The organism is Streptomyces sp. LZ34, assembly GCF_053890475.1.
In genome coordinates, this window is the sequence record NZ_CM132680.1 from 9,694,791 (window position 1) to 9,713,689 (window position 18,899).

19 protein-coding genes and 1 pseudogene are annotated in these 18,899 nt (G+C 70.2%); 12 read left to right on the forward strand and 8 right to left on the reverse strand.

The window, feature by feature from the left end:
• The first annotated feature begins 5 nt into the window (after window positions 1-5).
• Window positions 6-524, forward strand: coding sequence for a SixA phosphatase family protein (locus ACWY4P_RS41735; protein ID WP_456206003.1), 519 nt, complete (start codon window positions 6-8; stop codon window positions 522-524).
• A 65-nt stretch (window positions 525-589) separates the two neighbouring features.
• Here ACWY4P_RS41735 and serB read toward each other — a convergent pair whose 3' ends face one another.
• Entirely contained in the window at window positions 590-1,837 is a 1,248-nt protein-coding gene (serB, locus tag ACWY4P_RS41740; RefSeq protein ID WP_456206005.1) for a phosphoserine phosphatase SerB, read from the reverse strand.
• Between the two features lie 78 nt (window positions 1,838-1,915).
• Entirely contained in the window at window positions 1,916-3,346 is a 1,431-nt protein-coding gene (locus tag ACWY4P_RS41745) for a streptophobe family protein (RefSeq protein ID WP_456206007.1), read from the reverse strand.
• A 223-nt stretch (window positions 3,347-3,569) separates the two neighbouring features.
• Between ACWY4P_RS41745 and ACWY4P_RS41750 the strand changes: the two genes are divergently transcribed.
• Complete coding sequence (locus ACWY4P_RS41750) at window positions 3,570-6,236, forward strand: FHA domain-containing protein (protein WP_456206009.1); 2,667 nt, start codon at window positions 3,570-3,572, stop codon at window positions 6,234-6,236.
• Between the two features lie 105 nt (window positions 6,237-6,341).
• On the opposite strand, the gene ACWY4P_RS41755 is transcribed toward ACWY4P_RS41750, so the two are convergent.
• A complete protein-coding gene (locus ACWY4P_RS41755) occupies window positions 6,342-7,133 on the reverse strand; it encodes a transglycosylase SLT domain-containing protein (RefSeq protein WP_456206011.1) in 792 nt (263 codons plus the stop codon).
• A gap of 449 nt (window positions 7,134-7,582) precedes the next feature.
• Here ACWY4P_RS41755 and ACWY4P_RS41760 point away from each other — a divergent pair, with 449 nt between their 5' ends.
• The 3 genes from ACWY4P_RS41760 to ACWY4P_RS41770 all read left to right on the forward strand — a co-directional run bounded on the left by ACWY4P_RS41760 (window position 7,583) and on the right by ACWY4P_RS41770 (window position 9,816).
• Complete coding sequence (locus tag ACWY4P_RS41760; protein WP_456206013.1) at window positions 7,583-8,740, forward strand: GAF domain-containing sensor histidine kinase; 1,158 nt, start codon at window positions 7,583-7,585, stop codon at window positions 8,738-8,740.
• On the forward strand, window positions 8,733-9,383 hold the full coding sequence (locus ACWY4P_RS41765) for a response regulator (RefSeq protein ID WP_456206015.1): 651 nt from the start codon (window positions 8,733-8,735) through the stop codon (window positions 9,381-9,383). Before ACWY4P_RS41760 ends, ACWY4P_RS41765 begins: the two co-directional genes overlap by 8 nt.
• A gap of 190 nt (window positions 9,384-9,573) precedes the next feature.
• Window positions 9,574-9,816 (forward strand): chaplin, encoded by a 243-nt coding sequence (locus tag ACWY4P_RS41770; protein ID WP_456206017.1) that lies wholly within the window; start codon window positions 9,574-9,576, stop codon window positions 9,814-9,816.
• 88 nt (window positions 9,817-9,904) lie between these two features.
• On the opposite strand, the gene ACWY4P_RS41775 is transcribed toward ACWY4P_RS41770, so the two are convergent.
• Window positions 9,905-10,708 carry a hypothetical protein gene (locus tag ACWY4P_RS41775; protein ID WP_456206019.1) on the reverse strand — a complete coding sequence of 268 codons (804 nt, stop codon included), beginning with the start codon at window positions 10,706-10,708 and terminating at the stop codon, window positions 9,905-9,907.
• A gap of 110 nt (window positions 10,709-10,818) precedes the next feature.
• On the opposite strand from ACWY4P_RS41775, the gene ACWY4P_RS41780 reads away from it, so the two are divergent.
• From ACWY4P_RS41780 to ACWY4P_RS41790, 3 genes are all read left to right on the forward strand, one after another.
• On the forward strand, window positions 10,819-11,610 hold the full coding sequence (locus tag ACWY4P_RS41780; protein WP_456206021.1) for an ABC transporter ATP-binding protein: 792 nt from the start codon (window positions 10,819-10,821) through the stop codon (window positions 11,608-11,610).
• A gap of 212 nt (window positions 11,611-11,822) precedes the next feature.
• A complete protein-coding gene (locus ACWY4P_RS41785) occupies window positions 11,823-12,248 on the forward strand; it encodes an NfeD family protein (protein ID WP_456206023.1) in 426 nt (141 codons plus the stop codon).
• Between the two features lie 192 nt (window positions 12,249-12,440).
• Window positions 12,441-13,397 (forward strand): SPFH domain-containing protein, encoded by a 957-nt coding sequence (locus ACWY4P_RS41790; RefSeq protein ID WP_456206025.1) that lies wholly within the window; start codon window positions 12,441-12,443, stop codon window positions 13,395-13,397.
• Window positions 13,398-13,507: 110 nt separating this feature from the next.
• Here the strand turns inward: ACWY4P_RS41790 and ACWY4P_RS41795 are convergent, their stop codons facing one another.
• Both ACWY4P_RS41795 and ACWY4P_RS41800 read right to left on the reverse strand, forming a co-directional pair.
• Window positions 13,508-14,011 (reverse strand): HNH endonuclease, encoded by a 504-nt coding sequence (locus tag ACWY4P_RS41795; protein WP_456206027.1) that lies wholly within the window; start codon window positions 14,009-14,011, stop codon window positions 13,508-13,510.
• Between the two features lie 177 nt (window positions 14,012-14,188).
• A complete protein-coding gene (locus ACWY4P_RS41800) occupies window positions 14,189-14,719 on the reverse strand; it encodes a YbhB/YbcL family Raf kinase inhibitor-like protein (RefSeq protein ID WP_456206029.1) in 531 nt (176 codons plus the stop codon).
• 84 nt (window positions 14,720-14,803) lie between these two features.
• Between ACWY4P_RS41800 and ACWY4P_RS41805 the strand changes: the two genes are divergently transcribed.
• On the forward strand, window positions 14,804-15,142 hold the full coding sequence (locus ACWY4P_RS41805; protein WP_456206031.1) for a barstar family protein: 339 nt from the start codon (window positions 14,804-14,806) through the stop codon (window positions 15,140-15,142).
• A 92-nt stretch (window positions 15,143-15,234) separates the two neighbouring features.
• Here ACWY4P_RS41805 and ACWY4P_RS41810 read toward each other — a convergent pair whose 3' ends face one another.
• Window positions 15,235-16,017: a sporulation protein gene (locus tag ACWY4P_RS41810; protein WP_456206033.1), complete on the reverse strand. Its 783-nt coding sequence runs from the start codon at window positions 16,015-16,017 to the stop codon at window positions 15,235-15,237.
• A gap of 169 nt (window positions 16,018-16,186) precedes the next feature.
• Between ACWY4P_RS41810 and ACWY4P_RS41815 the strand changes: the two are divergent.
• A pseudogene (locus tag ACWY4P_RS41815) lies at window positions 16,187-16,357 on the forward strand (DNA-3-methyladenine glycosylase); the annotation flags it as partial.
• A gap of 47 nt (window positions 16,358-16,404) precedes the next feature.
• Window positions 16,405-17,016 (forward strand): DNA-3-methyladenine glycosylase, encoded by a 612-nt coding sequence (locus ACWY4P_RS41820; protein ID WP_456206035.1) that lies wholly within the window; start codon window positions 16,405-16,407, stop codon window positions 17,014-17,016.
• 412 nt (window positions 17,017-17,428) lie between these two features.
• Here ACWY4P_RS41820 and ACWY4P_RS41825 read toward each other — a convergent pair whose 3' ends face one another.
• Entirely contained in the window at window positions 17,429-18,049 is a 621-nt protein-coding gene (locus tag ACWY4P_RS41825) for a recombinase family protein (protein WP_456206037.1), read from the reverse strand.
• A gap of 47 nt (window positions 18,050-18,096) precedes the next feature.
• Between ACWY4P_RS41825 and ACWY4P_RS41830 the strand changes: the two genes are divergently transcribed.
• Entirely contained in the window at window positions 18,097-18,462 is a 366-nt protein-coding gene (locus tag ACWY4P_RS41830; protein ID WP_456206039.1) for a DNA-3-methyladenine glycosylase, read from the forward strand.
• The last annotated feature ends 437 nt before the right edge of the window (window positions 18,463-18,899 follow it).

The window sequence follows — 18,899 nt, forward strand, 5'->3', positions numbered from 1 at the left end:
GACACATGAGCGTCGATGTGCCCCGCAGGATCGTCCTTCTCCGACACGCCAAGGCCGACTGGCCCCAGGTATCCGACCATGAACGGCCGCTCGCGGAGCGCGGCCGCAATGACGCCCCGCTCGCCGGACACTGGCTCGCCGAGGCCGGGATCACCCCCGAACTCACCCTCTGCTCGACCGCCGTCCGTACCCGGGAGACCTGGAAGCTCGTGGTGCACGAGCTGCCGCAGCGGCCGAAGACCGTCTACGAGGAGCGGCTGTACGAGGCCTCGCTGGGCGAGCTGCTCGCCCTGCTCAACGAGACGCCCGACGATGTGAGCGATCTGCTGCTGGTCGGCCACAACCCCGGGATGCACGCCCTGGCGGACGCGCTGGCGGGCGAGGCCGAGGAGGGCACGCGCGAGCGCATGGCCCGCAGCGGGTTCCCGACCTCCGCGATCGCGGTGGTGACCATCAGCGGTTCCTGGAAGTCGGTGGAGCACGGCGTCGGCCGCCTCAGCGCCTTCTGGGCGCCCCACGAGTGATCACGACCTGTCGGGCCCGGACGGCCGCGCCGCCCGGGCCCGGACCCGTACAGTGACGCCTTCGCTCAGCCGTCGACGGTGTCCGCCGCGGTGTCCGCCGCCTCCACCTCTTCGCGGGTGATCCCCAGCAGATACAGCACGGTGTCCAGGAACGGCACATTCACCGCGGTGTGCGCGGCCTCCCGCACCACCGGCTTGGCGTTGAAGGCGACACCGAGCCCGGCCGCGTTGAGCATGTCCAGGTCGTTGGCCCCGTCCCCGATCGCGACGGTCTGCATCAGCGGGACCCCGGCCTCGGCCGCGAAGCGCCGCAGCAGCCGCGCCTTGCCCGCGCGGTCCACGACCTCCCCGACCACGCGCCCGGTCAGCTTGCCGTCCACCACCTCCAGGGTGTTGGCGGAGGCGAAGTCGAGGCCCAGCCGCTCCTTGAGGTCGTCGGTCACCTGAGTGAAGCCGCCGGAGACCACGCCCACCTGGTAGCCGAGACGCTTGAGCGTGCGGATCAGCGTCCGGGCGCCGGGCGTGAGCCGCACCTCCGCGCGCACCTTCTCCACCACGGACGCGTCGATCCCCGCCAGCAGCGCGACCCGCGCGTGCAGCGACTGCTCGAAGTCCAGCTCACCGCGCATCGCCCGGGCCGTGACCTCGGCGACCTCCGCCTCGCACCCCGCGTGCGCCGCGAAGAGCTCGATCACCTCGTCCTGGATCAGGGTGGAGTCCACGTCCATGACCACCAGGCGCTGCGCCCGGCGCTGCAGACCCGACGCCACCACGGCCACGTCCACGCCGATCCCCGCGGCCTCGGTGACCAGCGCGGTGCGCAATGTGCTCGTCTCGGCGCCGGACACCTCGAACTCCACGGCCGTCACCGGATACTTCGCGAGCCGGAAGATCCGGTCGATGTTGCCGCCGCTGCCGGTGATGCTGGCCGCGATGCGCGCCGTCGACTCGGCGGTCAGCGGATGGCCCAGCACGGTGACATGGGACCGGCCCGTGCCACGGGGGCGGTTGTCGCCCCGCCCGGAGATGATCTCGGCCTGGAGCCGCATCGACTCGGCCCAGCTGTGCACGGTCGCCCGCAGATCGCCTTCCGAGGTCCAGCCGCCCGTGGGGGCGGTCACCAGCACGCACAGCACGATGCGGCCTCGGGTGACCACCTGCTCTATGTCGACTATGTTCACGCCGTAGGCGGCGAGGGTGTCGCAGAGGCCGGCGGTGATGCCGGGGCGGTCCTTGCCGAAGATCTTGACGAGGAGGGTGGGGACATCGTCGTCCGGAACGGCGGTGGCAGGGGGGATCTGCGATGTGCTCATGGTCTTCCCACCGTATCCGGCCACTCGGGGCGATCGCGCGGCAGTCCGCGCTACGGACGGCTGTGCGGTACAAAACGTTCATTTCGTCGTAGCCGGGCCGTCATGCGGTGTTGAGCGAGCATACGGCGTCGAGCCGAGCGCGAAGCGGGACGCCCGCCCGCCCGCGGCCCCCGTCGCCCACGCCGCCAGCGCCCCGGCGGCACCCGCCGCCGCGCCCCACCCGGCGCCCAGCGCCCACGCCGCCGCCCCGCCGCCGTGCAGCTCGATCCCGGCGCCGAAGGCGTCGAAGCCCAGCACGGACAGGCTCGCCCCGGCCGACACCCGGGTCAGCCGGCACAGCAGCGGCAGCGCGAGCGCCGTGACGATACCCAGCCACAGCGCGCACCGCCCCACGAAGCCCGCCCGCCGGGCCCGGCCGACGGGCGTACGGACGGCGTTCAGCACCCCGGCGGCCAGGACCAGCAGCACACAGCCGACCATCAGCAGCCACACCCGGCCGTCCAGCTCCGCGAGGCGCGCGACCGTGATCGGCTCGTCGCTCCGGTCGGCCAGCAGCTTGTCGAGCGGGTCGGGCAGCACCCGCACCAGCGCCCCGCTCGCCCCGCCGTACCAGGGCACGAACAGCCCCAGCGGCACCCCGAGCCACACCCCGTTCGGCGCGCCGAGCAGCGCCGCCCCGAGGACCAGGCCAGGGTGGTCGTCGCCGATCGCCGCGTACAGCGCCGCCGCGAGGCCCGCCCCGACCGCGAGCACCAGCACCCCGCACAGCGCGGACGCGGCCGGCCGGACGGTGCGGTGCGCCGCCTCCAGGCCGCGCGGCACCGGCGCGCGGCGCGCGACGAGCAGCGCGATGAGCAGAACCGCGACGACCCAGACCGCGCCGCCCAGTACGGAACGCCCCGCCTCGACGGTGAACCCGACCGCCGCCTTGGCGTCGAGGAGCCGCTCGATCCGGTCCGGCAGCAGCCCGCTGCCGATGTCCGCGATATCGCCCAGCTCGCCGGGGAGTTTCTCGAGCAGCCCGTCCCGCTGCTCCGGTTTGCCCGTCACGCCGAGCGTCGAGGCGTCGATTGTGACGGTATCGTTGCCCACCCAGGTGAGCCCGGCGAGCACCAGCAGGAAGAGCAGGACGACGGCGCCTGCCCGCGCGGCCAGTTCGGCCCGGCCGATCACCGCACCGGCCCCGCGCAGCGACCGTACGAACAGCCCGCCCAGCAGCAGCGCGCCGACCAGGCTGACGCCCAGTGGCGCGATATCGATGGCCGAATGGGCCTGGGCGCCCTGGAGTCCGAACGCCTCCATATCCCCGGACGGGACGACGGAGCCGCCGACCGCGAGCACCACCGCGGCCGCCGTCATGGGGCCGAGCGCGCCCGCGCCGTCCGCGCCGACCAGATGCAGCCCGAGCGCGGCGACGCCCGCCATGGCCAGGAAGGCCCAGCTCACCGCCGCTACCGTCGAGAGCAGCACCTCTGTCGGGCGCACCCGCCCGCTGCCGCTCGCGCTCATGGCGTCGGTCCCCCCGATCGGTGTGAGTTGCCCGGATGGTCCATGGTCTGTCCCATCTATGGGCGCTTACCACTTTCCGGGGGTCTTTCGGATGAGTCAACGACGCCCGCGCGCGGTCTTGTCAATGCCCGACTTCCGGTTCAGCGACTGAGCCTGAAATAGTTCCTCACGATGTTCGCCATCCCTAGACTCCCCGTACAGGGGGTCCATCGGGGGACAAGTAGTGGGGCGTGGAGTGCCGGAACTCGTACTGGAATTGAACGGACAGACCTGGACACTTGATCCTTCCAGGTCATACAGCCTCGGACGCGATCCGCAGGGCGACATGGTGCTGGACGACGCCAGAGTGTCGTGGCGCCACGCCACCGTGCGCTGGGGCGGGCGCAGTTGGGTCATCGAGGACCACGGCAGCACCAACGGCACTTATGTGCAGGGTCAGCGCATCCAGCAGATGGAGATCGGTCCGGGCTCGACCGTCCATCTGGGGAACGCGACCGACGGCCCCCGGCTGATCCTCTCCGGAGGCGGAGCGGGCACCGGCGCCGCCCCCGGGGTCGCCGCGGGCGCCTACAGCGCACCGTCGGCGATGGGCGCGCCGCAGGTCCCGCACCAGCAGCCCCCGTATCAGCAGCCCGCCGCCCCCGCCTGGCCCCAGGCCGGACAGCAGCAGCCCCAGCCACAGGTGTGGCCGCAGCCGCAGGGCGGGCCACAGCCGCAGGGCGGGCCGCAGCAGATGCCCCACCAGCAGCAGCCCTTCGTCCCGCAGCAGCAGGTACCGCAGCACCAGGCACCACAGCAGCAGGCCCCGCAGGCGCACGCCCCACACCAGAACCCGGTGCAGAACGCTCCCGGTGCCGGCGCCGGGGCCCCGCCGGCCCACGGCGACCGCAGCCCGACCACCTTCCACCAGCTGGCCGTCGGCCGGGTGATGCGCATCGGTCGTGCCCTGGAGAACGAGCTGGTCGTCTCCGATCTGCAGGTCTCCCGCCACCACGCGGAGTTCCGCGCCCTGCCCGACGGCCGTTTCGAGATCCGGGACCTCGGCAGCCACAACGGCACGTACGTCAACGGTCAGCCGGTCCGCCAGCAGATCATCGGCCCGAGCGACATCGTCGGCGTCGGTCACTCCACCTTCCGGCTCGTCGGCGACCGCCTCGAGGAGTTCGTCGACACCGGTGCGGTGTCCTTCTCGGCCCGCCATCTGACGGTGACGGTCGACGGCGGCAAGCAGATCCTCAAGGACGTCTCCTTCGGCGTCCCCGAGAAGTCCCTCGTCGCGGTCATCGGCCCCTCGGGCTCCGGCAAGTCCACCCTGCTCAAGGCGCTCACCGGCTACCGCCCGGCCAACCAGGGCGACGTCCTCTACGACAACCGGAACCTCTACAAGCAGTTCGCCGAACTGCGCCAGCGCATCGGCTTGGTCCCGCAGGACGACATCCTCCACAAGGAGCTGTCCGTCCGGAAGGCGCTGCGCTACGCCGCCAAGCTCCGGTTCCCCGGCGACACCGCCGAGGCCGAGCGCGAGGCCCGGATCGGCGAGGTGCTGCGCGAGCTCAAGCTGGACATACACGCCGACAAGAAGGTCACCTCCCTCTCCGGCGGCCAGCGCAAGCGCGTCTCCGTCGCGCTGGAGCTGCTCACCAAGCCGTCGCTGATCTTCCTGGACGAGCCGACCTCCGGCCTCGACCCGGGCATGGACCGCGATGTGATGCAGCTGCTGCGCGGTCTCGCCGACGACGGCCGCACGGTGCTGGTGGTCACCCACTCGGTGGCCGAGCTGGCGCTGTGCGACAAGCTGCTGGTGATGGCGCCGGGCGGTTCGGTCGCCTACTTCGGCCCGCCGGAGGAGGCGCTCAACTTCTTCGGGTACGACACCTGGGCGGATGTCTTCTCCGCCTTCGAGAACTACCGCGACTACGACTGGGCGGGCCGCTGGCGCGGTTCGCAGCACTACCAGATGTACGCCGCGGACCTCGACGCCGTCGCCCCGCAGTCCGTACACGTCCAGCCGCCCCCGGCGCGCATGCAGAAGCCGCAGAGCTGGGGCTCCCAGCTGTGGACCCTGATGCGCCGCTACGTCTCGGTGATCGCCTCGGACAAGGGCTTCCTGGGGCTGATGGTGATCCTGCCGGCTGTCCTCGGCGCGGTCAGCATCGTCATCCCCTCGGACTTCGGCCTCAACAAGGCACCGAAGGGCCAGTTCAACCAGGACGCGGGCACCATCACGCTGATCCTCGTGGTCGGCATGTGCTTCTCCGGCGCGGCCAACTCCGTACGAGAACTGATCAAGGAGCGGGTGATCTACGAACGGGAACGGGCGGTCGGCCTGTCCCGCTCGGCCTATCTGATGTCGAAGGTGATCGTGCTCGGCGTGATCACCGCCTTCCAGGCCATGATCATCTGCGCCATCGGCTTCTCCACGCGAGAGCTGCCGGAGGAGGGCCTGATCATGCCCCCGGCCGCCGAGCTGTGCGTGTCCATCATCGCGATCGGCTTCACCTCGATGATGGTCGGCCTGGTGATCTCCGCGCTGGTGAAGACCGCCGAGAAGACCATGCCGCTGCTGGTCATGTTCGCGATCGTCCAGGTCGTCTTCACCGGCATCCTGTTCAAGATCTACGGATCGCCGGGCATCGAGCAGTTCGCCTACCTGATGCCGTCCCGCTGGGCGGTCGGCGCGGCCGGCGCGACCCTGGACCTCGGCCCCGGCCCCGGCCACACGATGGCGCCCTGGGACCGCAAGAAGCCCAATGACACCGACCCCCTGTGGGAGCACGCCACGTCGCAGTGGGGCATCGACATCCTGGTGCTGCTCGCGCTCGGCATCGTCTGCGCCTTCGCGGTCGCACGGCTGCTGCGCCGCCACGAGCCGGAGGTCATGCGCAAGTAGCGGAACGCCTCGCGCCCGGAATGCCGAAGGGCGGCGGCACCCCTCGCACAAGGAGGGTGCCGCCGCCCTTCGGCGTCAGGCGTCAGGCGTCAGACGTTCTACGGCTCAGTACGGGCCGTTGACGTTGTCCATCGAGCCGTAGCGGTGGTACGCGTAGTTGCACGCGGCGGTGATGTTGGCGACCGGGTCGTAGATGTCCCAGGAGGTGCCGTCGACGTGGTAGGCCTTGAAGGTCGGGTCTATGACCTGGAGCAGGCCCTTGGAGGGAATGCCGTTCTGGGCGTTGATGTCCCAGAGGTTGATGGCGCGCGGGTTGCCGCTCGACTCCCGCATCAGGTTGCGGTAGATGCCGTTGTAGCTGCCCGGGATGCCCTTCTGCTTCATGATGGCGAGCGACTCCTTGATCCAGCCGTCAAGGTTGTTCGCGTAGACCGGCTTGCGTGCGGCGGCACGGCTCGCGGCCTCCTTGGCGGCCCGCTCCTTGTCCGCCTTCTCCTTGGCGGCCTTCTCCTCGGCGGCCTTCTTGGCAGCGGCTTCCTCGGCCGCCTTCTTCTTGGCCGCCTCCTCGGCGGCCTTCTTCTTGGCGGCTTCCTCAGCGGCCTTCTTCTTCGCCGCCTCCTCGGCCGCCTTCTTCTTCGCGGCCTCCTCCTTCGCCTGCTGCGAGGCGAGCTCGGACTGGTGGACGAGGCTCTCGTGCTGGGCCTTGTGGTCGACGACCTGCTTGGTCCATGCGACGGGTTTGGCGGGCAGTTCCTTGGTGGCGGTCGTGTGGCTCTCTGACGGGCCCGGGACGACGGCGAAGGCGAGGGCGGCGGCGCCCGCGGCGGCAATGCCTGCGGCGGAGAACTTGTGCGTCTTGGTCAAGCGACTGTAACCGGGAATGCGGGGGACGGGCATGGCGGACTTAACCTCTTCCAATCGCTCGTGTCGCAGGCCAAATCGGCGCTTGTGAGCGCCGTGTTCTGATCTACGGCGCCGTGCGACTGATGGAAATTCTTAGCGCCCGCAAAATGTTGTGGCAAAGGTGTGACATACGACCCTGCTTAGTGGACACCCGGGCCGCTCCCACCTGTGAGAGCGGCCGTCTTCCCCGCTCACGAGTGCTTTAAAACGTCCACTATTCGTGGTCGTACGTGATTCAGGTCCTGTGTCAGGGGTCACAGCACTGAGGCTTCCGTATCGCGTGATGTGCCTGAGCAAATACATACTGTGGTCGCCATTCCGGATCATCGCGACGCGCCGTTCCGAGGCGATTCGCTCCCTCCTCGGGACTAGGACTTAGGTCCTGAGAGGGCCCGCCGACCGGCCGATATGCCCGAGTCGCGTCCGCCGGTACGGTGTCCGTCATGACAAAGGGACGCGGCGGCGGAGCCGGGGCCGGCCTGGCCAATGTGAGCGGTGCGCTCCTCGCCATGAGCAGACATCTGGAAGTCCGCGATGTCCTAAAGACAATCGTTGTGTCCGCCCGTGAGGTGCTTGAGGCGGAGTATGCGGCACTGGGTGTTCCGGACGACCATGGGGGCTTCGCCCAGTTCGTAGTAGATGGGGTCAGTGAGGAGCAGTGGAAGGCCATCGGCCCACTGCCTCGCCAGCACGGAATCCTGGCCGCGATGCTGCGTGACGCCACCCCGCAGCGGCTGGCCGATGTCCGCTTGGATCCGCGTTTCGAGGGCTGGCCCGACGCACACCCCGAAATGTCCGACTTTATTGGACTTCCCATTGCCGACGGCGATGAAGTGCTCGGTGCGCTCTTCCTCGCCAACAAGCGCTGCCCCAAGCCGAGCGGAAGCTGTGGATTCACCGCCGAGGACCAGGAGCTGCTGGGCATCCTCGCCCAGCACGCCGCGATCGCGCTCACCAACGCCCGGCTCTACGAGCGCAGCCGCGAGCTCACCATCGCCGGAGAGCGGGCCCGGCTCGCCCACGAGCTGCACGACGCCGTCTCCCAGAAGCTGTTCTCGCTGCGGCTCACCGCCCAGGCCGCCACCGCGCTCGTGGACCGCGACCCCGCCCGGGCCAAGGGCGAGCTGCAGCAGATAGCCGCCCTCGCCGCCGAGGCGGCCGACGAGCTGCGCTCCGCCGTCGTCGAGCTACGCCCGGCCGCCCTCGACGAGGACGGCCTCGTCGCCACCCTGCGCACCCAGATACGGGTCCTCGACCGCGCCCACACCGCCCGCGTCACCTTCGCCGCCCACGGCGTCCGGGCGCTGCCCGCGGCCCAGGAGGAGGCGCTGCTGCGGGTGGCCCAGGAGGCCCTGCACAACGCGCTTCGCCACGCGGACGCCGACCGGGTCGAGGTCACCCTGGCCCGCCACGGCCAGGGCGCGCTGCTGCGCGTGGCCGACGACGGCGGAGGCTTCGACCCTTCGGCCGTCCGCCGGGCGGGGCGCCACCTCGGCCTGGTCTCGATGCGCGACCGGGCGAGCGGCGTGGGCGGCCGTCTGGCCGTGGAGTCGGAGCCCGGAAAGGGCACCGTGATCGAAATGGAGGTGCCCGGTGGCTGAGCCGACCCGCGGGATCCGGGTGTTGCTCGTGGACGACCACCAGGTGGTGCGGCGCGGGCTGCGGACGTTCCTGGAGGTGCAGGACGACATCGAGGTGGTGGGGGAGGCGGCCGACGGCGAGGAGGGCGTGGCCCACGCCGAGGAGCTGCGGCCCGACGTCATCCTGATGGATGTGAAGATGCCCGGCACCGACGGCGTCGAGGCGCTGCGCCGGCTGCGCGGCCTCGACAACCCCGCCCGGGTGCTGGTCGTCACCAGCTTCACCGAGCAGCGCACGGTCGTCCCCGCCCTGCGTGCGGGCGCGGCGGGATACGTCTACAAGGACGTGGACCCGGAGGCCCTCGCGGGCGCCATCAGGTCCGTACACGCCGGGCATGTGCTGCTGCAGTCAGAGGTGGCCCTGGCGCTGCTCTCACAGGAGGAGGCGGGCGGCGGTCAGGGGCGGGGCGGTTCGCTCACCGAGCGGGAGCGCGAGGTGCTGGCGCTGATCGCGGACGGCCGGTCCAACCGGGAGATCGCCCGCGCGCTGGTCCTGTCCGAAAAGACCGTGAAGACTCATGTGTCCAACATCCTCATGAAGCTCGACCTCGCCGACCGGACGCAGGCGGCGCTGTGGGCCGTACGCCACGGGATCGGGGCATAGGTGGGGTGAATTGCCCGGATTGTCGCACTAAGTGGCGATCTGTTGGTGATACGGGAGTGCCGTCTGCCGAGCCGAGATTCATACCGTCGGGTGTATGTCACCCGGACAGCGCAACCGGGCGCGCGCCACGCCGTTCTCCATGGCGGCTGCGGCGGCCTGCCGCAGTGTTGCGCTAGAAGGGTCTTACCAAGTGAAGAACATCAAGAAGTTCGCGGCCGTCACCATCGCGGCGGGCGGCCTCGCCGTCGCCGGTGCTGGTGCCGCCTCTGCCCACAGCCCCCAGGCTCAGGGCCAGGCCGTGAACTCCCCGGGCATCGCCGCCGGCAACCACGTCCAGGCGCCCGTGTTCATTCCGGTCAACGTCTGCGACAACACCGTCCGTGTCATCGGGGCGCTGGACCAGGCCTTCGGCGCCGGCTGCGGCAACCACTGAGCATCCCCCACCGCACCACCCCGGCGGCCCGGCCGCCGGGGTGGTGTCACGAGAGGCCCTATGACGGCGGGCCCTGTGACGGCAGGCCTCAGAACCCGCCCCGCTCCAGCTCCTCCACATACGCGTTGTACGCCGCCACCTGCGCCCGCCGCGCCGTACGCTCCACCGGCCGCAGCGCCTCCGCCCGCGCCGCGATCTCCGACGCGCTCACCGCCGCGCCATGCTCCCCGGCGGCCGCGCCCGGCCCGTGTGCGATCTCGATCAGCGCGCCCACCCGCTGGGCCAGCTCCAACACCCGCAGCGCCCGCGGCGGATAGCCCGGGGCGAGCACCTCGCGCCCCCGACCCGCCCGCGCCCGGTACGCCTCCAGGGCCGCCTGCGCGGCCGGCCCCGCCCCGGCGACATTCAGCCGCGACAGCACCTCGGTGGCATCCCGCAGCGCCTCCGCCAGCTCTCGCTCGGCCTCGCCCAGCGACGGCACATCGGCCGGCGGCGCTTCCCGCACCGGCAGACAGCGCCACACCACCTCGCTGTGCACATCGCCCTCGGGCCCCGCCTGAAACACCTCCGGCACCAGGCCCACGGCCACCCCCGTGACGATCGCCGCCTCGCCCGCGTCCAGCGCCCGCGCGTTGAACTCGGGCGGGCCGCTGAGCCCCAGCGGATGCCCCGCTATGGGCAGCGCCACCCGCAGCCCCTTGGCCCCGAGCGCCCGCAGCCGCCCGAGCGCGAGCGTCAGCCCGACCGGGGCGGTCTCGCCCGGCAAATCGGCCACGCGGTGCGAAACGTCGTCGGCCGCGATGCGATGCGCGGCCTCATCCGGCGAGACAAGTCCGGCGAGAAGGGCATTTCCCCAGGCGGCAAGGCGCCCTGAGCGCGGTTCATCGAGCATGGCCCCAGCCTAAGGACTGGCGCTGACAATACGTGGCGTAGGTTTTCCTCTGGGGGCGGCGCCTACAGGCGCACGCGATACTCGAGACTGCAATGGGAGACAGCGCGCTCATGAGCGATGTTCTGGAGCTGGTGGACGTATCCGTGGTCCGCGATGGTCGGGCTCTGGTGGACGAGGTCTCCTGGTCGATCAAAGAGGGAGAGCGCTGGGTGATCCTCGGGCCCAACGGCGCCGGCAAGACCACCCTCCTCAACGTGGCCTCCAGCTATCTCTTCCCGAGCACCGGGACCGTCCGGATCCTCGACGAGAAGCTCGGCGCGGTCGACGTCTTCGAACTGCGCCCCCGCATCGGCATGGCCGGCATCGCCATGGCCGACAAGCTGCCTCGCCGCCAGACCGTGCTCCAGACCGTGCTCACCGCCGCGTACGGCATGACCGCCCACTGGCACGAGGACTACGAGGCCGTCGACGAGCAGCGCGCCCGTGCCTTCCTGGACCGCCTCGGCATGACCGACCACATCGAGCGGAAGTTCGGCACCCTCTCCGAGGGCGAGCGCAAGCGCACCCTCATCGCCCGGGCCATGATGACCGACCCCGAGCTGCTGCTCCTCGACGAGCCCGCGGCCGGCCTGGACCTCGGCGGCCGCGAGGACCTTGTACGACGCCTGGGCCGACTCGCCCGCGACCCGCTCGCCCCCTCGATGATCATGGTGACCCACCATGTGGAGGAGATCGCCCCCGGCTTCACCCACGTTCTGATGATCCGCCAGGGCAAGGTGCTGGCGGCCGGTCCTGTCGAGACCGAGCTGACCTCCCGCAACCTCTCGCACTGCTTCGGGCTCCCGCTGGTCGTGGAGCGCAACGGCGACCGCTGGACCGCCCAGGGCCTCCCGCTGAGCTGACCCCACCCGCTCCCCCCCCTTTTGAGGCTCGGTTCGCCTCCGGGGCGCCTCAGCCCCTGTCGACGGTCGACCGTGCTCGGCCCTTCGTTCCTCAGGGCCTCCGCGCGCTCTCCCTTTCGACAGGGTCGCGCCCCTTCGGCTCACTCGCCAGTGCCGCCGGGGGGTGATCTGCGCTCTGTTCCCGGGCACACCCCGAGAACTACCATGACCTCGTGGATCCTTGGGTGTGGTGGCTGATCGCCGCCGTAGGGCTGGGCATTCCGCTCGTGCTGACCGCGATGCCGGAATTCGGCATGGTCGCGGTCGGCGCTGTCGCCGCCGCGATCACCAACGCGCTCGGCGGCGGCGCCGTGCTCCAGGTCGTGGTCTTCTCCGCGGTCTCCGTCGCGCTGGTCGCCGTCGTACGGCCGATCGCGGTCCGCAGCCGCACCCAGCGCCCCGAGCTGGTCAGCGGGGTGGAGGCGCTGAAAGGCCGCCAGGCCGTCGTCCTTGAGCGGGTGGACGAGAGCGGCGGCGGACGCATCAAACTCGCGGGCGAGGTGTGGTCGGCCCGCTCACTCGACCCCGACCAGGCGTACGAGCCGGGCCAGCAGGTCGACGTCGTGGACATCGACGGCGCCACGGCTGTGGTCATGTGAACCACCGAGGTCATGTGAACCACCGAGCCGTCATACACGGATACGAGCCGGATACCAGCACCAGGCCGCTCAGCTGCCAACTGGCCCTCAGATCTGACAGACTCGACTCGAGATCGACATCGCTGTCGAGATCGACGACCAGACCTGATCATCCCGATCAACCGGAAGCATGAAGGGCACGGGGAAGCCGCTGTGGAACCGATCATCATCGTCCTGATCATCCTGGTGGTGCTCGTCTTCATCGCACTCATCAAGACGATCCAGGTCATCCCGCAGGCGAGCGCCGCCATCGTCGAGCGCTTCGGCCGCTACACCCGCACCCTCAACGCGGGCCTCAACATCGTCGTGCCGTTCATCGACTCGATCCGCAACCGCGTCGACCTCCGCGAGCAGGTCGTGCCGTTCCCGCCGCAGCCGGTGATCACCCAGGACAACCTGGTGGTGAACATCGACACCGTCATCTACTACCAGGTGACCGACGCCCGCGCCGCCACCTACGAGGTCGCCAGCTACATCCAGGCGATCGAGCAGCTGACCGTCACCACCCTGCGGAACATCATCGGCGGCATGGACCTGGAGCGCACCCTGACCTCCCGCGAGGAGATCAACGCGGCGCTGCGCGGCGTGCTCGACGAGGCCACCGGCAAGTGGGGCATCCGCGTCAACCGCGTCGAGCTCAAGGCGATCGAGCCGCCGACCTCCATCCAGGACTCGATGGAGAAGCAGATGCGCGCCGACCGTGACAAGCGCGCCGCGATCCTCCAGGCCGAAGGTGTCCGGCAGTCCGAGATCCTGCGCGCCGAAGGCGAGAAGCAGTCCTCGATCCTGCGGGCCGAAGGTGAGGCCAAGGCGGCCGCGCTGCGCGCCGAGGGCGAGGCGCAGGCGATCCGTACGGTCTTCGAGTCCATCCACGCCGGAGACCCGGACCAGAAGCTGCTCTCGTACCAGTACCTACAGATGCTGCCGAAGATCGCCGAGGGCGACGCCAACAAGCTCTGGATCGTACCCAGCGAGATCGGCGACGCCCTCAAGGGACTCGGCGGCGCCCTCGGCAACTTCGGCCCGATGACGGGCGGCAACGGCGGCGGCGGCGCCTCGGCCGCCGGCAAGGAGACCGCCCCGCGCCGGGAGCAGCCCAGGATCGACTGACACCGGTCCCCTGACACGTCCGGACCCCCCGCGCTTGCGACATGCGCGGGGGGTCCGGACGTGTCAGGGGCCGGGCAGGTCAGGGCTCAGGCGGGCCCAGGGCTCAGCGCTCACGCAGGCAGCGCCAGCCACTCGGGCAGGCTCTCGCGCTCCGCCACCCCCAGCGCCAGCAGCAGCGCGTCCGAGGGCGTCGGCTCGAACGGCGTGCTCAGCAGCCGCATCCCGGCCTGCTCCGGAGTCCGGTCCGCCTTGCGGTGGTTGTCCTCGGCACAGGAGGCCACCGTATTGAGCCAGGTGTCCCCACCGCCGTGCGACCGCGGCACCACGTGGTCCACGGTCGTCGCCCTGCGGCCGCAGTAGGCGCACCGGTGCCGGTCCCGGACCAGCACCCCGCGCCGCGACCACGGAGCGCGTCTTCGGAACGGTACGCGTACGTACCGGCACAGCCGGATCACCAGCGGCACGGGCAGATCGACGTCCGCGGCCCGCACCCGCAGCCCGGGGTGGGCGTGTTCGATGACGGCCTTGTTCTGCAGGACCAGCACCACCGCACGGCGCAGCGACACCGCCGACAGCGGTTCGAAGCTCGCGTTCAGAACCAGTGTCTCGCGCATCCCGACCACCTCCGCATCCGGCCAATCCCGGCCCGCGCGGACAGGCGGGCCGGGATACATCTTTGGCCGGGAGCGAGGCCGAGGACAACGCAATTTAGGCCCAGTAGAAGGCTGGTACGTGCCTGTACGCGCCTGTACGCGCCCGTACGCCGGGTCGGCCGGTGGAACCGGGGGGTGTCAGCCGGCGGCCGGGTTCTCGTACTCGCCGATCAGCTGGGCGCGCGCCAGCGTGTGGAAGCGCAGATTGAAGCCGACGACCGCGGGCGAGGCGTCGGCGTCCGGGCCCAGCTTCTCCTCGTCCACCGCGTAGACGGTGAACACATAGCGGTGCGAACCGTCCCCGGGCGGCGGCGCGGCCCCGCCGAAGTCGCGCGAGCCGTAGTCGTTCCGGGCGTGCACCGCGCCTTCGGGAAGCCCCTGGCTCCCCGCCCCGGCCGGCAACTCGGTCACGTCCGCCGGGATGTCGAACAGCACCCAGTGCCAGAACCCGCTGCCCGTCGGCGCGTCCGGGTCGTAGCAGGTGACGGCGAAGCTCTTGGTCTCCGCGGGGAAGCCCTCCCAGCGCAGCTGCGGCGAGGTGTTCCCCTCGGCGTACACCTGGGCGGACTTGAGAGTGCCCCCGGGCTCGACGTCATCGCTCACCACGGTGAACGACGGCACCGGCGGATGGAAGTCGTGGGGGAGTGGGCGCCGGTTCTGCTCGGGCACGTCGAAACCTCCTGCTGCTCGCGCTGGTCGTATCGGCGGCCAGCCTAACGAGACCGCCGCCGCGCGGGCTGACACCATGCCCCCATGACCGGACCGACGCCCACGCCCCCGCCCGGCCCCGGCCGGCACATCGCCACGCTGCGCCTGGACGGGGTGCGGGACAAGGCGGGCTTCCTCGACCGCTGCGCCCGGGACCTCGGGTTTCCCGCGTGGTTCGGCGGTAACTGGGACGCGCTCGCCGACTGCCTGCGCGACCTGTCCTGGTGGGGCCGGTCGGAAGAGGGCTTCGTCCTGCGCGTCCACGGCTGGGAGGCCTTCCGTACGGCGGCCCCCGAGGCCGCCGCGACGGCGGCCGAGGTGTTCGCTGAGGCCACCGGACACTGGGCCGACCGCGGAACCCCGCTGACCGTGCGGTACGAGTGACAGCACGCGGGGCGCGCACCGAGGGAACACGGTGCACGCCCCGCGCGAGAGCCGAAGCAGGCCAGGACCAGCGGCGGCCGGACCAGCGACGGTCAGAACCAGTTGCGCTTGCCGCCGACCTCGGCGAGCCACTGGTTCAAGTACGCGGCCCAGTCGGTGTCCTGGAAGGACGCGAGGTTGACGGTGAAGGAGCGGTAGGAGTCGCCGCCCTCGGCGAACAGGCCCGGCTTCTTGTCCATCTCCAGGACGACGTCCATCTCGCGGTCGTCCGCGACAAAGCTCAGCTCGACCTGGTTGAGCCCGCGGTACTGCTGCGGCGCGTAGAACTCGATCTCCTGGTAGAAGGGCAGCCGCTGCCGCGTCCCGCGGATGTGCCCGCGCTCCAGGTCGGCGCTCTTGAACCGGAAGCCGAGCTGGCCGAAGGCGTCGAGAATGGCCTGCTGCGCGGGGATCGGGTGCACATTCACCGGGTCCAGGTCGCCCGAGTCCACGGCGCGCGCGATCTGCAGCTCCGTCGTCACGCCCACGTTCATCCCGGTGAGGTGCTGGCCCAGGAACGTCGTGATGGGCGTCTCCCAGGGGATCTCAAGACTGAACTGCACCGCGTGCACGGCCCCGGGCTGCACCTCGAAGGCGCCGCCCAGCTGCTGCTTGGTGAACTCGACGTCCTGCTTGTACTCCTGGTCGTTGCCCTCCACCTCGACCCGCGCCTGCAGACCGACCGACAGCCCTTCGATCGCCTGCGCCACCGAGCCGCCCTGGATCCGGACCTCGCCCTGGACGACGCCGCCCGGAACGACGTTCTCCTCCGTCAGCACCGTCTCCACCGAAGCGCCACCGGCACCCAGACTCGCGAGCAGCTTCTTGAAGCCCATGTTCTCCCTCTCAAGGACGCGCCTGCGTCTTGTTCTGATCGCACGACGACCACTGTTGAACCCTAGGAACGCGGAACGGCGGGCAGCGGTTCCGCGTTGCCCCACCCTGTCAGCGGACCGGCTCCGCTCCAACCACCCGTCCATATCGCTTGCACTACGCTCGGGCCGCGTGATCGCAACACCCGACCGTACGCCGCTGACCCGCCGGTTCTTCGACCGCCCCGTCCTGGAGGTGGCCCCGGACCTCCTGGGGCGCACCCTCGTCCGCCGGACACCGGACGGTCCGATCGAGCTGCGTCTGACCGAGGTAGAGGCGTACGCGGGCCCGGCCGACCCCGGATATCGTGCGTATGTCTACTTCACCTATGGCATGTCAAGTCGGTCAGCATGAACGTTGTGGATCTCGCTCACCCGGCTGAAGAAGTCGCCCCCAAGCTGCTCGGTGCCATCCTCACCCGCGAGACCCCCGAGGGAACCGTGAGCATCACCATCACGGAGACCGAGGCGTACTCCGGTACGGCCGACCCCGCCTCCCACGCCTACCGGGGCAGGACACCCCGAAACGCCGTCATGTTCGGACCCGCAGGACACCTGTACGTCTACCGGTCTCACGGTCTCCACTGGTGCGCCAACATCGTCACCGGGACAGACGGCATGGCTTCAGCTGTCCTCATCCGGGCAGGCAGGGTCATCGAAGGGGAAGACCTGGCACGCATGCGGCGAGGGGGCAAGGTCGAGAGTCCACGTCTCGCGCGGGGTCCGGGGAACTTCTGCCAAGCGCTCGGCATCACGGCAGAGCACAACGGCACAGACCTACTGACAGGCGCCTCGGTCACGCTGTCCGAGGGTGAGCCAGTCCCCGCCGCACTCACCCGGGTTGGTCCTCGGGTAGGCGTGAGCAGAGCCCACGACTGGCAGCATCGCTTCTATCTCGCCGGTGATCCAACGGTCTCGGCGTACCGACTGAGCCCGAGAGCCAAGCCGTCCGCCGGAGCTTGAGCCGCCGTGCGCCTCGGTCGCGGCTCGCCGGTGAGTCGGCGCGGAGTTGGGCCCGAAGATGCGTGATCACTCGCGAGCGTGGCGCGTGGCGCGTGACGCGTTCCTGGCCCGGTCGGGTGACTGTCGACGTGCGTCGACTCGGGCCGGAGAGGTGGGGGATGACGCACCTTGGTGCGTTCTTCCGCACCGCCAGGATCACGGTCACTGTGCACAACGACGACCAGCCAACGGTGTACATCAACGGACGGCCGCTTACGACTCTTGGTGAGGGACGGGTCACCGAGTCCAAGCGCAAAGCCTTGGGCGTCACCTGTGAAGAGACCGTGCCAGCCATGGCCGGTCCACCCCCGCGAAGAAAGGGAGGCACATGTCCCGCCGTCCGGCGGGGGTCACTGGCGCACCCGTGTGCGCCTCACAGGAAGCTGAACAAGATCCTTGCCGACAAGGACGGCAGGGTGCCCAGCAACATGCACCGGCCACCCGAACAGGTGTAGATGCGGTACCGCTCGCCTGCCGCGTCCTTCCGGCTCCATCCCTGCGTAACGACGGCCTGACACTTCGAGCAGCGGACCACGCCGGACAGCAGAGCCTTGCGCTTCCCTCCGCCGCCCGTGTTGCGCTCAGGGTCGCTCAGGTAGCGCGCCAGGGCCCGGAACATGCCCTCGGAGACGATCGGCTCCCAGTTGCCTGTGCCGGTCTCCTCGGTCACCCGTACGCGTCGCCCATCCGGCTTCTCGACCCACAGGGAGTACGTCTGGATGCCCGCGTTCCTCGGCTTCAAGAGGACGCCCCGGAGGTTCGAGCTACGCCACTTCTTGCCGTGCGGCGAGAGCAGCTCGCGAGTGTTCCAGTCCTTCGCGATGGACCACAGGGAGACACCAGCCAGGACATCCCGGTACGCCCGCCGCAGGGCTTCCGCCTCCTCGTCGCGATGCGTGCCGTCGCGCTCGAAGCCGAAGGGGCGAGTGCTCCAGAAGGGCCTGCCCGACTCCCTGCGGCGCTGATGACCGAGCACCTGACGCTCTACTCGCATCTCGGTCTCGTTCTCGGCTACCGCAGCGCCGATGCGCGCCCAGCGGGGTGCTGCTGCGGGCGGGGGAGATCCTGAGCGGCCACGGGTGGGCCCACAAGCACCGCCCCACCGCCCGCAACGATCACGAGCTGGCCAAGGGACCCGCACGCCTCGCCACGGCCCTCGGAATCGACCGCCGGCTGAACGGCACCGACCTCTGCGCCGACCCGCAGGCCCCGATGGCCCCGATGGCGATACTCACCGGAGCCCCCGCCCCGGCCGACCAAGTGCTCAGCGGCCCGCGCACGGGCGTCGGCGGCGAGGGCGCAACGCACCCATGGCGCTTCTGGATCGACGGCGACCCGACGGTGAGCCCGTACCGCGCGCACACCCCCCGCCGCCGGAAATCCGACGCGCCGTCAGACCGAACTTGACTCCGGACACCCCGGCGCCTAACGTAGCCCGAGCCGCTTGAGACGGGCAGCGCTGTCGACACGACCAAGGTCGGGCCGCAGCACCCCCGATCCACAGGCGGCAAACCACTACCGACGATTCCCGGACAGGGTCTATTTCTGCTGCGCGGAAATTCGATCCGAAGGCTCGATTAGGAGCCGGGCGGGAAATCAGCTAAAGTAGTGGACACAGCGAAGGGAAGCGCCCGGAGAAACCGGTGAAACGGTTTCGAAGGAAGCGTCCGTTCCTTGAGAACTCAACAGCGTGCCAAAAGTCAACGCCAGATATGTTGATACCCCGTACGATCGGCCGGTTCAATCCGGATCGGTTTGGTCGGACGAGGTTCCTTTGAAGAAACACACACAGCGAGGACGCTGTGAGCGGGCTGGGTTATTCCTCCGGCCTGCTCCGCTCTCGT

Bases quoted from the DNA above. Each gene is read 5' to 3' on its own strand.
- ACWY4P_RS41795 (WP_456206027.1), bottom strand. From the start codon at position 14,011: ATGCGCGAGACACTGGTTCTGAACGCGAGCTTCGAACCGCTGTCGGCG.
- ACWY4P_RS41755 (WP_456206011.1), bottom strand. From the start codon at position 7,133: ATGCCCGTCCCCCGCATTCCCGGTTACAGTCGCTTGACCAAGACGCAC.
- ACWY4P_RS41735 (WP_456206003.1), top strand. From the start codon at position 6: ATGAGCGTCGATGTGCCCCGCAGGATCGTCCTTCTCCGACACGCCAAG.
- ACWY4P_RS41780 (WP_456206021.1), top strand. From the start codon at position 10,819: ATGAGCGATGTTCTGGAGCTGGTGGACGTATCCGTGGTCCGCGATGGT.
- ACWY4P_RS41825 (WP_456206037.1), bottom strand. From the start codon at position 18,049: ATGCGAGTAGAGCGTCAGGTGCTCGGTCATCAGCGCCGCAGGGAGTCG.
- ACWY4P_RS41810 (WP_456206033.1), bottom strand. From the start codon at position 16,017: ATGGGCTTCAAGAAGCTGCTCGCGAGTCTGGGTGCCGGTGGCGCTTCG.
- ACWY4P_RS41805 (WP_456206031.1), top strand. From the start codon at position 14,804: ATGACCGGACCGACGCCCACGCCCCCGCCCGGCCCCGGCCGGCACATC.
- ACWY4P_RS41820 (WP_456206035.1), top strand. From the start codon at position 16,405: ATGAACGTTGTGGATCTCGCTCACCCGGCTGAAGAAGTCGCCCCCAAG.
- ACWY4P_RS41745 (WP_456206007.1), bottom strand. From the start codon at position 3,346: ATGAGCGCGAGCGGCAGCGGGCGGGTGCGCCCGACAGAGGTGCTGCTC.
- serB (WP_456206005.1), bottom strand. From the start codon at position 1,837: ATGAGCACATCGCAGATCCCCCCTGCCACCGCCGTTCCGGACGACGAT.
- ACWY4P_RS41775 (WP_456206019.1), bottom strand. From the start codon at position 10,708: ATGCTCGATGAACCGCGCTCAGGGCGCCTTGCCGCCTGGGGAAATGCC.
- ACWY4P_RS41760 (WP_456206013.1), top strand. From the start codon at position 7,583: ATGACAAAGGGACGCGGCGGCGGAGCCGGGGCCGGCCTGGCCAATGTG.